Source organism: Bradyrhizobium sp. AUGA SZCCT0176, assembly GCF_018130145.1.
In the GTDB taxonomy this organism is placed as follows: Bacteria; Pseudomonadota; Alphaproteobacteria; order Rhizobiales; family Xanthobacteraceae; genus Bradyrhizobium.
Map to the genome: position 1 here is coordinate 50,042 of NZ_JAFCMB010000019.1, position 12,810 is coordinate 62,851.

General features: G+C 64.1%; 11 protein-coding genes. 5 read left to right on the top strand and 6 right to left on the bottom strand.

Translation table 11 applies throughout. The features are described 5' to 3' along the window. Positions 1-47: 47 nt before the first annotated feature. The 6 genes from JQ600_RS29980 to JQ600_RS30005 form a co-directional block, all read right to left on the bottom strand. On the bottom strand, positions 48-437 hold the full coding sequence (locus JQ600_RS29980) for a hypothetical protein (protein WP_212390709.1): 390 nt from the start codon (positions 435-437) through the stop codon (positions 48-50). Positions 438-820: 383 nt separating this feature from the next. Continuing rightward, complete coding sequence (gene pdeM / locus JQ600_RS29985) at positions 821-1,495, bottom strand: ligase-associated DNA damage response endonuclease PdeM (protein WP_212390708.1); 675 nt, start codon at positions 1,493-1,495, stop codon at positions 821-823. Positions 1,496-1,534: 39 nt separating this feature from the next. Continuing rightward, a complete protein-coding gene (locus JQ600_RS29990; protein ID WP_312011072.1) occupies positions 1,535-4,111 on the bottom strand; it encodes a ligase-associated DNA damage response DEXH box helicase in 2,577 nt (858 codons plus the stop codon). A 184-nt stretch (positions 4,112-4,295) separates the two neighbouring features. After that, positions 4,296-5,525, bottom strand: coding sequence for an ABC transporter substrate-binding protein (locus tag JQ600_RS29995; RefSeq protein ID WP_212265298.1), 1,230 nt, complete (start codon positions 5,523-5,525; stop codon positions 4,296-4,298). 128 nt (positions 5,526-5,653) lie between these two features. Next, entirely contained in the window at positions 5,654-6,403 is a 750-nt protein-coding gene (locus JQ600_RS30000; protein ID WP_212390707.1) for a FadR/GntR family transcriptional regulator, read from the bottom strand. A gap of 106 nt (positions 6,404-6,509) precedes the next feature. Beyond that, positions 6,510-7,436, bottom strand: a complete 927-nt coding sequence (locus JQ600_RS30005; protein ID WP_212390706.1) for a class I SAM-dependent methyltransferase — start codon at positions 7,434-7,436, stop codon at positions 6,510-6,512. 51 nt (positions 7,437-7,487) lie between these two features. Here JQ600_RS30005 and JQ600_RS30010 point away from each other — a divergent pair, with 51 nt between their 5' ends. The 5 genes from JQ600_RS30010 (at position 7,488) to JQ600_RS30030 (ending at position 12,737) form a co-directional block, all read left to right on the top strand. Further along, entirely contained in the window at positions 7,488-8,525 is a 1,038-nt protein-coding gene (locus JQ600_RS30010; RefSeq protein ID WP_212390705.1) for a ligase-associated DNA damage response exonuclease, read from the top strand. Beyond that, positions 8,522-10,195 carry an ATP-dependent DNA ligase gene (locus JQ600_RS30015; protein WP_212390704.1) on the top strand — a complete coding sequence of 558 codons (1,674 nt, stop codon included), beginning with the start codon at positions 8,522-8,524 and terminating at the stop codon, positions 10,193-10,195. Before JQ600_RS30010 ends, JQ600_RS30015 begins: the two co-directional genes overlap by 4 nt. A 150-nt stretch (positions 10,196-10,345) precedes the next feature. After that, on the top strand, positions 10,346-10,648 hold the full coding sequence (locus JQ600_RS30020; protein ID WP_212390703.1) for a DUF6460 domain-containing protein: 303 nt from the start codon (positions 10,346-10,348) through the stop codon (positions 10,646-10,648). 26 nt (positions 10,649-10,674) lie between these two features. Beyond that, a complete protein-coding gene (locus JQ600_RS30025; protein WP_212265304.1) occupies positions 10,675-11,409 on the top strand; it encodes an MBL fold metallo-hydrolase in 735 nt (244 codons plus the stop codon). Between the two features lie 2 nt (positions 11,410-11,411). Further along, positions 11,412-12,737: an MATE family efflux transporter gene (locus tag JQ600_RS30030; protein ID WP_212390702.1), complete on the top strand. Its 1,326-nt coding sequence runs from the start codon at positions 11,412-11,414 to the stop codon at positions 12,735-12,737. Positions 12,738-12,810: the final 73 nt, after the last annotated feature.

The following is a 12,810-nucleotide window of genomic DNA, read 5'->3' on the forward strand; positions in this document are numbered from 1 at the left end:
GCTGGGGTGCGCACCAAGTAACGCATGCCGAATGGTGCGTCGGGGGATCAGTTTACTTTCATGTTGCCGGCGCCATCGACATCGCTGGCAGGATTGTATCCGGAGTCGTGCAGGTTCTTGAGGTACACCCGCTGCGACGGGGCACCGGCCGGCGCAAAACCCCCGGCCATGGAAGCGTTGGCGTCGTGGGGGTGGCGGCGCTGCGTTCCAGCCACCCTGGCTCCGGCCCGTGCATTGTACGCACCGTTTTCAAAATTCGCGGCGCTCGCACCTGCTGGGCCGCCCGGCTCCGCCATCATCTTGCTGGCGGGGGTCGGCGCGCCTTTGTTCAGGACATCGCGATCCGGATACATTGCGCAGTCCGTGCACTGCGCAAACGCTGCGGACGACAGAGCGACCGACATCAAGGATGCGGCAACGAGTGTTTTGTAGTTCATGGTATTTGCTCCATGGTTAAGCGAGTTACAGCTCGCTTTGTTTTGTAATTGGCCCGTTGTCCCGGAGGGACAACCCGGCTCTCCCGCCGAGGCCTGATGCGTTTTTCGAGGTAGTCGATGAACCCCGTTGACGCATTGGAGTCGCGGCACGCATGGAGGACACCGACTCCCTTTCGGCCGTCGCCGAACTCCATGTGCCGTTGTCGATAGCTTGGCGCGGTGCTGTTGCGCCAATCAACAATGGCTCACCGCATAGTGAAACGGAGTTGACTCACAATTTCGAAATCTACCGATAGATTCGGTCGCAGACGCTGATGCGCGTTCGCTTGGCTTTGGCTCGTATCAGCTTTGGTTCGTATCAACGGTGAGCTGCGGTCGCTCTCTCAGTAACACCGCGACGCTGCGATCGCGTGCAGTCTGTTGTCGCCGAGCACGTGCGCCATCAGGCCCGGTGTCTGGAATATCTTTGCGAACGCCGGATCGCGGATGCTGAGGCCGCCGGTATAGGCGCCGAACGCCGGCATTACCGCGCGTTCGCCGTCGCAGGCGAAGCAGCGCCGCTCCATCGCGCGGCCGCGCGTGGCGACGCGGGCCTTGGGGTGCAGATGGCCCGCGATCTCGCCTGACGCGCCCGTGGGCTCATGACGGAACGTGATGTTGCCGATCGCGACGTCACTGGCGACGACGCCGCCGAGATCGGACGGCAACGCCGGATCATGATTGCCCGCGATCCAGATCCAGTCGCGCCGCGCCTGCATCGCTGACAGCGCCTCGCGGTCGGGCGCGGACAGCCGCTCATGCGCATCGCGGTCGTGAAAACTGTCGCCGAGCGCGATCACCATGCGCGGGTCGTGCCGCGCGATCACGGCGGCAAGCCGGCTCAGCGTCGCCACCGTGTCGTAAGGCGGCAGCAGCACGCCGCGCGCGGCGAAGCTGGAGCCTTTTTCCAGATGCAGGTCGGAAACGACCAGCAGGCGCTGTTCCTGCCAGAACAGCGCGCCGGAGAGATCGGCGAGGAAAGTGACATCCGCAATCGCAACCTTCGAAACCCGCGCCATTTGATCATCGTCCGAAGATTGCGCCGATGCCGTCACGTTCTACCCTGTCGCTTCCTTGACGAGTTCCTCGGCGGCTTCCGCCAGCAACTCGTCGGCTGCTTCGCCATAAACTGACTCGCGGCCGATTTCCAGCATCACCGGCACCGCCAGCGGCGAAACACGGTCGAGTTCCCGATGGATGATTCGGCCCTGAATACGCGACAGCATATCACCGAGCCGCTTGAGATCGAGCAGCCCGGTGGCGGCGTCGGCGCGCGCGGCGCGCAGCAGCACGTGGTCGGCCTGGTGTTTGCGCAGCACGTCGTAGATCAAATCGGTCGAGAACAGCACCTGGCGGCGGGATTTTTCCTCGCCGGTGAAGCGCCGCGCGATCAGGCCTGATATCACCGCGCAGGTGCGGAAGGTGCGCTTCATCAGTGCGGATTCGGCGAGCCACGCCTCGAGATCGTCGCCCAGCATGTCCGGATCGAACAGCGCGTTGAGATCGAGCTTGCCCTGGCGGATCATGAACGACATGTCGCCGAGCCCCCACACCGCGACCGCATATTCATTGGCGACAAAGCCGAGCGGCCGCACCCGCGCCCGCTCCATCCGCCGCGTCAGCAACATGCCGAGCGTCTGGTGCGCCAGCCGCCCCTCGAAGGGATAGCAGATCAAATAATGCTTGTTGCCGCGCGGGAAGGTTTCGATGAGCAATTCCCGCACCGCCGGCACGCGCGAAAAATGCCGTTGCAGCGACAGCCAGTCGCGCACCTGATCGGGCAGCGCGTTCCAGGCACGCTTGTCGTCGAGCAATTTACGCACGCGCTCGGCGAGATAGGTCGACAACGGAAACTTGCCGCCCATATAAGACGGCACCTTGGCATCCGCGTCGTTGGCACGGGAGACGTAGACCTGATCTTCGGCGAGCGCCTCATAGCGCACCACCTCGCCGCCGAACACAAAGGTGTCGCCGACCACCAGTCCCTCGATGAAATATTCCTCGATCTCGCCGAGCATCCGCCCGCCGCGTCCAAGTGGGCCTGATGATCCCGAGCCGCCGCCGCGCGAACGCACCAGCCGGACTTTGAGCATCGGTTCTTCGACGATGGTGCCGACGTTGAGGCGATAGCTCTGCCGCACGCGGGGATTGGCGACGCGCCAGCGGCCTTGCTTGTCCTGCTTGATGCGCGCGAAGCGCTCATAGGTTTTCAGCGCGTAACCGCCGGTGGCGACGAAATCGACCACGTCGTCGAAATCGGTTCGCGTCAAACCAGAGTAAGGCGCCGATGTCAGTACCTCCGCATAGAGCTCATCGGAAAGAAACGGCTCGCCGCAGGCGCACCCCAACACGTGCTGCGCCAGCACGTCGAGCGCGCCGATCCGTAACGGCGGGGTATCCTGCGCATTCTCCGCGATCGCATCGATCGCAACCGCGCATTCCAGCACCTCGAAGCGGTTGGCCGGCACCAGCACCGCGCGCGAGGGTTCGTCCAGTCGATGGTTGGCGCGGCCGATCCGCTGCATCAGCCGCGAGGACCCCTTCGGCGCGCCGACATTGATCACGAGGTCGATGTCGCCCCAGTCGATACCGAGATCGAGCGAGGAGGTGCAGACCACGCCGCGCAATTTGCCGGCCGCCATCGCGTCCTCGACCTTGCGGCGCTGCGCGACGTCGAGCGAGCCGTGATGCAGCGCAATGGCCAGGCCGTCGTCGTTCATGCGCCAGAAATCCTGGAACAGCATTTCGGCCTGGCTGCGGGTGTTGACGAACACCAGCGTGGTCTTGTTGCGCTTGATCAGCTCGTACATTTCGCCGAGCGCATGGCGGGCGCTATGCCCCGCCCATGGCAGACGTTCTTTGGTGTCGAGCATCTCGACCACGGGCGCCGCGGCGCCGCCGGCGACGACAATGTCGGCGGACTCGATTTTGCGGTCGCGCTGCGGCACCAAAAACCGCGCCAGCGATTCCGGCTCGGCCACCGTCGCCGACAATCCGATGCCGCGCATTTCGGGCGCCAGCCGCCACAGCCGCGCCAGCCCGAGCGACAGCAGGTCGCCGCGCTTGGACGTGACCAGCGCATGCAATTCGTCGAGCACGATGCGCTTCAACGAGCCGAACAAGAACGGCGCATCGTCGGACGACAGCAGCAGCGCCAGTTGCTCGGGCGTGGTGAGCAGAATGTCCGGCGGATAGCGCCGCTGCCGCTGCCGGCGCGACACCGGCGTGTCGCCGGTGCGGGTCTCGACCTTGATCGGGAGGCCCATCTCGGCGATCGGCGTCTCCAGGTTGCGCGCGATATCGACCGCGAGGGCCTTCAGGGGAGAAATGTAAAGCGTGTGTAGACCGCCGGTGCGTTGGACGCCGCGGCCGGTGGAGATGACGTTCTTTGCGCCCTCCCCTGCACCCGGTGGCGGAGTAGACAGTTCCACCAGCGTCGGCAAAAAACCCGCCAGCGTTTTGCCGGCGCCGGTCGGCGCGATCAGCAGCGCCGAGCGATCTTCACGGGCCTTGGCCAGCAGTTCCAGCTGATGTTCACGCGGCGACCAGCTGCGCGACGCGAACCACCGAAGGAAGCGCTCGGGCAGCAGCGCGGCCGGCTCGGCCGATATGGCGGGTGAGGTCAGGGGCGGCACGGCTAAGAGGTAAGCCGTCAGGATCGCTACGTCGAGGGCTACTAACCTCTCCCCGCCTGCGGGGAGAGGTCGTCGCGAAGCGTCGGGTGAGGGGGTACAGGTCTAACGTTTGACATCGATTTCGCGGAGACAGCCCCTCACCCCAACCCTCTCCCCGCAAGAGCGGGGCGAGGGAGAAGGTCCGCTACTCCGTCACGGGCTTGTCGGAAATATCCCAGTCCTTGCCGTTGAACTGCGAGATGAAGAGGGTCTTCATCGGCGTGTAGTCCTCCGGCGTGTAGCTGAAATTGACGCCGTCGAGGAAATACGGCGAGTGGAAGCCGGCCAGCGTCGTCGCTTGTTTCAACACATTGGCGCGGGTGAGATCGTCGCCGCAGCGGCGCAGGATTTCCGCCATCGACGCCACCTGGCCGTAGCCGGCGAACGCGATGGTGTTGTCAGGATCCACATTGGGCAGATATTTCTTGCGCAGCGCCTCGAACGCCATCACGTCGGGATCCTTTTCCCAGCGCGGCACGCCGACTTCCTTGGCGTAGCGGATGGCGACGATGCCGGTAGCGTTTTCGAAACCGGCGGCGCTGAGGATCGAACGTCCGGTCGAGCCTGCCGAGAGCAATTGCAGCGGCTTCCAGCCGAGTTCGACCACCTTGCGGATCGACTGCGACGACGCCTTGCCGGTCGAGATGTTGTAGAAGACGTCCGCGCCCGACTTGGAGAGATTGATCAGCTGCGAATCGATCGTCGGCTCGGTCAGATCGTAGCTCTGCTCCATGATCACCTTGGCGGTGCCGCCGGCTTCCTCCAGAACCTTCTTGAACGGCGCCAGGAAATCGCGGCCGAAATCGTCGTTCTGGTAGAGAATGCCGATTTTGGCGTTCGGCTTCGTGGCCACGACGTACTTGGCGAGGATGCGCGCTTCGGTCGGGTACAGCGGCAGGCCCGCCATGGTCCATTTGAAATTCTTCGGATCGTTCCATTTCGACGCGCCGGTATTGAGCATCAGCTGCGGCACGCCCTTGGAGTTGAGATATTTATGCACGGCGGTCTGCGGCGCGGTGCCGAGCGAGCCGAACAGCGCCAGCACTTCGTCATTCTCCACCAGCCGCCGCGTCGCTTCCACGCATTTCGGCGCGCTGTAGCCGTCGTCCATGGTCAAGAACTTGACCTTGCGGCCGTTGATGCCGCCCTTTTCGTTCAGCATCTGGAAATAGGCCTCGCCGACCCGGCCGAGCACGCCGTAGAGCGAACCCGGGCCGGAATGCGGCACGGTCTGCCCGAGCTTGATTTCGGTATCGGTCGCGCCCGGATCGTATTTTTTCTCGGCCGCCCACACGAACGGGGCGGGCATGGCGGCGGCAGCGAGACCGGCAAGAGCGGTGGCACCGAATTGGCGCCGGGTCTGTTTGTTTTTCATGCTGTTTACTCCCTTATAGTTGTTCTTCATTGGTTATTGTCTGAAACCTGAATGCAGTGATCTGTCCTTCAGTTCGTGCGGATCGAAATTGGCTTCGACTTGCGCTGCGTGAGCCGGTATTCCCGGCATTACTGGTCCCGGCCTACCCATTGGTTGTGAGATTCCGGCTGCCCGTTTCCTTCCGCCAGTGCCCGAACTTCGTCGAATGCGGAATGGACATGCTTTTGCACCAAGGCCGCCGCCCGGGATTCGTTCCTGTCAGCAATGGCGGCCACGAACTCCTGATGATCACCCAGCGAACGGCGGCGAATGACAGGGGATGAGAAGTACTTCTGCCGCCACTGAAAGCTCATGAGAAACAAAGGCGTGAGCGTTCGAACGATGATGGCATTCTGGCTGGCCGCCGCCATTGCCAGATGAAACTCGACGTCTTCATTGGCGACATTGAGTTCGGCCTGCACCCGACTGTAATAATTGGCGACCAACCCCCGCAACCTGTTGAGATCGGCATCCGTCCTGCGCGCGCATGCGAGGCGGATCGCATGGGTTTCAAATATGACGCGGGCCTCGCTCACATCGCGCATGGTGCGCTCGTCAAACGGCAAATCCAGATTGGCCTGGATGACCAGGGAATCGAGCCCGCTGTCTTCGAGCGCGTTGCGCAGGAAAATACCGGACTTCGGCCGGCGCTCGGTCAGCCGCAGCGCATCAAGAACCGCCAACGCTTCCCGCACCGAACTGCGGGTGACGCCAAAGCGATCTGACAGCTCGCGCTCTGACGGCAGCCGGTCGCCCTTCTGCAATCGGTGATGGCGGATGAACTCGATCGTCCGCTTGACCGCTCTCGATCCTTCGCCTGCCTGCTGCAGCACCGTCATCTGATCCTACCAATCTGGTAGGTCCAGATTGGTATATCCCTATAGGTTTGTCCAGCCCGCCCCGCGGGGGGCTTCGGGTTCATTCCCCTAATAGCAATTCTGGCGGTCAGCCCTTGGCTGCGACCGCCACCAGGCCCGGTACCGGGATGCTGTCCTCAGTGCGCGCCGAGCGATCTTCGAGCACGGATAAATTCAGACCGGCCGCTTCCACCGCTTCGTGCACATGGGCTGCCGCGTGGGCATAGCGCAGCCCTGCGCCGAGAATGACGCCTTCGCCGGCATGCGTCTCGGTCGTGAAGGCGAACAGGCCGCCGGCGGCGAGCACGCGGCTTGATTCCGCCAGCACCGGCGCGAGATCGGGGACATAGATCATCACGTCGGAGGCCAGGATGAGATCGGCGCTGCTGTCAGGCCTCGCGCGCAGACCTTGCACGATGTCGCCGACTTCAAGCTCCGCATAAAAGCCGGTCGAGCGGGCCTTCTCGATCATGCGCGGCGACAGATCGATGCCGATGAAATGATCGACCTCTTTGGCGAACGCCGTCGCGACGAGCCCGGTGCCGCAGCCGAGATCGATGGCGCGCTTGAAGAAGGCGGGCTTGCGGGCGGCCGCGCGCACCGACAGCACCGCCCTGAACAGCAGGTCCGGGCCGCGATAACCGAGATCGTCCACCAGCGCGGAGTTGAACCGCCGCGCGTATTGATCGAACAGCACCTGCACATAGCCTTGCGGCATCGCGGCCAATGGTTCGGCGCCGAGCCGCATCAGCCGCAGGCGGGCGCCATGACGATCATCCGGATCGCCGTCCCACGCCTTGCGAAACGCCGTGATCGCCGCATCGCGCTCGCCGAGCGTTTCTCTGATATCGCCGAGCGTGAACCAGGCCGTAACGAAATTCGGCGCCAAATCCGTCGCCTGCAGCAACAGGTCGGCGGCGCCGGGCAGATCGCCCTTCATTTGCAGGTCGCGCGCAAAATCATAACGGCGATCGGCCATCAGATCGCCGGAGGTCAGAAATATTCGCGTGGGCATGGGCTCTATGGGGCAGGTAAAAATCGGGGCAATACGCCCTATATAACTGACATGCGTCCACAAGACATCCTGCTGCCAGCTCCCGCCGGTTTGTGCTGCAAGCCGGGCGGCTTCCATATCGACCCGGTTCGATCAGTGGAACGCGCCGTGATCACCCACGGCCATTCCGACCACGCCCGCCCAGGCCATGGCGCGGTTCTGGCGACGCAAGAGACGCTCGACATGATGCGGCTGCGCTATGGCGAGAATTTCGCAGGCGCCACGCAGGCGATCGCCTATGGCGAGGAAATCAGGCTCGGCGACGTCACCGTCAAATTCCATCCCGCCGGTCACGTTCTGGGCTCAGCGCAAATTGCCGTCACCTGCAAGGACACCTGCATCGTCGCCTCGGGTGACTACAAGGACGCTTCGGATCCCACCTGTGCGCCGTTCGAAGTGGTGCCGTGCGACGTCTTCATCACCGAGGCGACGTTCGGCCTGCCGGTGTTTCGCCATGGCAACGCGGCGGATGAGGTAAAGAAGCTATTGGCTTCCGTGGCGCTGTTCCCGGAGCGCGCGCATCTGGTCGGCGCCTACTCGCTCGGCAAGGCGCAGCGCGTGATCGCGCTGCTCCGCGAGGCCGGTTACGACGCGCCGATCTATCTGCATGGCGCGATGGAAGCGATCACGCAATATTATCAAAGCCGCGGCGTTGCGCTCGGCGAGCTTCGTCCGGCCAAGGGCGTGAAGAAGGCCGACCTCGCCGGCACCATCACGCTGGCGCCGCCGTCGGCGACATCAGACATCTGGACGCGGCGCTTCCCAGATCCGGTCACCGCGTTCGCCTCGGGCTGGATGCGGGTGCGGGCCCGCGCCCGCCAGCGCGGCATCGAATTGCCGCTGGTGATTTCCGACCACGCCGACTGGGACGGGCTGACCACGACCATCGAAGCCACCGGCGCCGGCGAAATCTGGGTCACCCACGGCCAGGAAGACGCGCTGGTGCATTGGTGCAAGACCAAGGGCCTCGCCGCGCGGCCGCTCGATCTGGTCGGCTACGGCGACGAGGCCGAGCACGAGCCGCCGCCCCCTGAAGGGGCCGAGGCATGAACCGCTTCGCCGAATTGCTGGATCGCCTCGCCTATGAGCCCGGCCGCAACAACAAGCTGCGGCTGCTCACGGCGTATTTTCGCGAGACTGATGATCCCGATCGCGGCTATGCGCTGGCGGCACTGACCGGCGCGCTGTCGTTCAAGCACGCCAAGGCCGGCCTGATCCGCGACCTGATCACCGACCGCGCCGACCCCGTGCTGTTCGGCCTGTCCTATGATTATGTCGGCGATCTCTCCGAGACGGTGGCGCTGATGTGGCCGAAGGCGGCGTTGCCTGGCCATAACAACCCGCCCCCGCCAACCCTTTCCGAAGTCGTCACCACGCTGCGCACCCTCGGCAAGACCGAGCTGCCAAAACAGCTCGCGCGCTGGCTCGATGAGCTCGATGAAACCGGGCGCTGGGCGTTGCTAAAGCTCGTGACCGGCGCGATGCGGATCGGCATTTCGGCGCGGCTCGCCAAAACCGCCGCCGGCAATCTCGGGGGCAAGGACGCCCATGACGTCGAGCTGATGTGGCCGGGATTGAGCCCGCCCTATCTCGACCTGTTCGCCTGGCTGGAAGGGCGCAGCGAAAAGCCAGTAAATCGCGATCCGACACCATTCCGACCTGTCATGCTGGCGCATGCGATCGAGGATGCGGATTTTGCCAACCTCGATCCCGCCGACTTCATCGCCGAATGGAAATGGGACGGCATCCGCGTGCAGGCGGTGAGCGGCCGCGACGAGCGCGGCCACGTCCAGGCACGGCTTTATTCGCGCACCGGCGAGGACATCACCAAGAGTTTCCCGGACCTCGTGCCGGCGCTGCATCTGCAAGGATCTTCAAGTTTCGCCATCGACGGCGAATTGCTGGTTCTGCGCGAGGGCCGCGTGCAGACGTTCAACGTGCTGCAGCAGCGCCTCAACCGCAAAGTCGTCTCGCCAAAACTGATCAAGGAGTATCCGATCCATCTGCGCGCCTATGACCTGCTCGGCGACGACGAGAACGATTTGCGCGAGCTGCCGTTCGTCGAGCGCCGCGCGCGGCTGGAGGCGTTCGTCAAAAAGCTTGACGATGCCAGGATCGATCTATCGCCGACGGTGACTTTCGACAGCTGGGACGCGCTGACGGCGGCGCGCGCGGATCCGGCCCAAGCCGGCGCGGGCGAGGATGCCGACGCCGTCGAGGGCGTGATGCTGAAACGCCGTGACGCGGCCTATCTGCCGGGCCGTCCCAAAGGCCAATGGTGGAAGTGGAAGCGCGACCCGCATCTGATCGACGCCGTGCTGATGTATGCGCAGCGCGGCCACGGCAAGCGGTCGTCCTATTATTCGGACTACACGTTCGGCGTCTGGACCTCGGGCGAGGACGGCGAACAGCTGGTGCCGGTCGGCAAGGCCTATTTCGGCTTCACCGACGAAGAATTGCTGGAGATCGACCGCTTCGTCCGCCGCAACACCACCGAAAAATTCGGGCCCGTGCGCCACGTCGTGCACGAGCCAGACCAGGGCCTGGTGCTGGAAGTCGCCTTCGAGGGGCTGGCGCGCTCGCCGCGGCACAAATCCGGCGTCGCGATGCGGTTTCCGCGCATCAGCCGGCTGCGCTGGGACAAGCCGCCGCGCGAGGCCGACCGGCTGGAAACGCTGGAGCGGATGCTGAAGAGTGACGCCAGCATTACCGCAGCGTAATCCCGCAGCCCATTGACGTCTGAAGGCGGGTTCCCCATTTGCTGTCCGCTATAGTAGATACTTGTTTTGACGCGTTTTCTTCATGCGAACCGGTATCCACTTCGCTCGAAAACGCTACAATGCGCGGGCGTGACCCGCAGGAGAGCTGAGATGCCCAACGACGTCAGGGATTTGCCGGCCAGCAATGATGGCCTCAACCGCTTTCTCGGCGGCTCGCCGCTGGCGGTGGCATTCCGGCTGATCCTGCTGTCGGTTCTGGTCGGCGTGGTTCTCGCCGCCGTTGGCTTCGATCCCTGGAATATCCTGCACAGCATGCGCATGCTGTTCCAGCGGCTCTGGGATCTCGGCTTTGACGCCGTCAACTGGTTGTGGCGCTACTTCCTGCTCGGCGCCGTGATCGTGATTCCGATCTGGCTGTTGTCGCGGCTGTTCGGCAGCCCGCGCGGGCGCTAAATCTCCTCGCCAAGGGACCGCAGCCGATGCAACTGCAATTTATCGGCTGCGGCGACGCACTGGGCTCCGGCGGACGCGCCAACACCTGCTTCCATGTCACCGGCGCCAGCGTCAATTTCCTGATCGATTGCGGCGCCTCGTCCCTGCCGGCGTTGAAGCGGCTCGGTGTCATCAGCGACGGCATCGACCTGATCCTGATCACGCATTTCCACGCCGACCATTTTGGCGGATTGCCGTTCTTCCTGCTCGATACGCAGTTCACCCGCCGCACCCGTCCGCTCGTCATCGCCGGTCCGCAGGGAATCGAGACCCGGTTGACGCAATTGATGGAGGCGATGTTCGAGCATTCCTCAAAAACGAAGCAGCGCTTCGAACTCTCCGTCGTCGCGCTCGATCCCGAAGAAAGCCGCAGCTTCGGCGCGGTCAAGGTGACGCCCTATCCTGTCGTGCACGGCGAATCCGGTGGACCATTCCTGGCCTACCGCATCGAGGCCGAGGGCCGTGTCATCGCCTATAGCGCTGACACCGAGTGGACGGAGACGCTGATCCCGGCCGCGCGCGATTCCGACCTGTTCGTTGCCGAGGCGTACTATTACGACAGGGTTGTCAAAAACCACCTCAGCCTGAAAACGCTGGAAGCCCATCTGCCCGAGATCAACGCCAGGCGGCTGATCCTGACGCATATGAGCGACGACATGCTGGGACGGCTGGGTTCGCTTTCCTACTCCACCGCAAGCGACGGTCTGGTGGTCGAGCTGTAAGCATGCATTCGCCGGCCGCTCCCTCGAAAGTCACGACGGCACAAATGTTTGCCATCGCGGGTCCCGCGATGATCGCGAACCTGACGACGCCGCTGATCGGCATCGTCTCGACCACGGCGATCGGGCGGCTCGGCGATGCCACGCTGCTCGGCGGCGTGGCGGTCGCCTCCGTGCTGTTCGACTGCCTGTTCTGGCTGTTCGGATTTCTGCGCATGAGCACGGTCGCGTTTACAGCGCAGTCGCTCGGCGCCGGCGACACCCAGGAATTACGCGCCATCCTGCTGCGCGGCTTCATCGCTGCAGGGCTGGTCGGCGCCGCGCTCATCCTGCTGCAGATCCCGCTCGCCAGCCTCCTGCTGGAGGCGATGGGCGGCAGCGAAGGCGTCACGCGCGCGGCGAAAACCTATTTCACGATCCGGATCTGGTCGGCGCCGCTGGCGCTCGGCAATTATGTCATGCTGGGCTGGCTGATCGGACAGGCCCGCGCCAAACTGGCGCTCGGCACGCAGATCACCATCAACCTGATCAACGCGGCAGCGACCGCGCTCCTGGTGCTGGTGCTCGACCTCGGCATTGCCGGCGCGGCGATCGCGGCCGTGATCGCGGAAGCGGCCGGGCTCCTGCTCGGCATTATGATCGCGCGGCGTCTTTCCCATGGGCAACCGGCCATCTCGCGCGCGACGCTGCTTGACCGCACCAAACTGATGCGGTTGCTGGCGGTCAACCGTGACATCCTGATTCGCACCGCGGCGTTGATCGCGGCCTTCCTGTTCTTCACCGCGCAGGGAGCCCGCGCCGGCGACCTGACGCTCGCGGCCAATGCGGTGTTGAACAATTTCCTGATGATCAGCGCCTTCTTCCTCGACGGCCTTGCCAACGCCGCCGAACAGCTCTGCGGCCGCGCCTATGGCGCCCGCGACCGAAGCGGATTTGCCGGCGCGGTCAAACTGGTCGTGGTCTGGGGCTTTGGCTTTGCGCTCGCCGTCGCCGCCGTCTTCGCTCTGTTCGGCCCCTCCCTGATCGACATCATGACGGCGAGCGTCGACGTGCGGCGCATCGCGCGCGATTATCTGCCGTTCGTGATCTTCGCGCCGCTGCTCGGCGTGTTCGCCTTTGCCTTTGACGGGGTCTATATCGGCGCGACCTGGGCGCGCGACATGCGCAACCTGATGCTGCTGTCGCTCCTGATCTTCCTTGGCGCGTGGCTGGCGCTGCGTTCGTTCGGCAATGCCGGGCTGTGGGGCGCGCTACTGGTGCATTACGCCGCCCGCGGCGGCCTGGAAGCGCTGCGTTATCCGGCGCTGTTGAAGAGGTCGTTCGAGGAGTGAGGTCTTTCTTCCCCCTCGCCCCGCTCTTGCGGGGAGAGGGTTGGGGTGAGGGGCTCTATCCACGAGTGAGGCC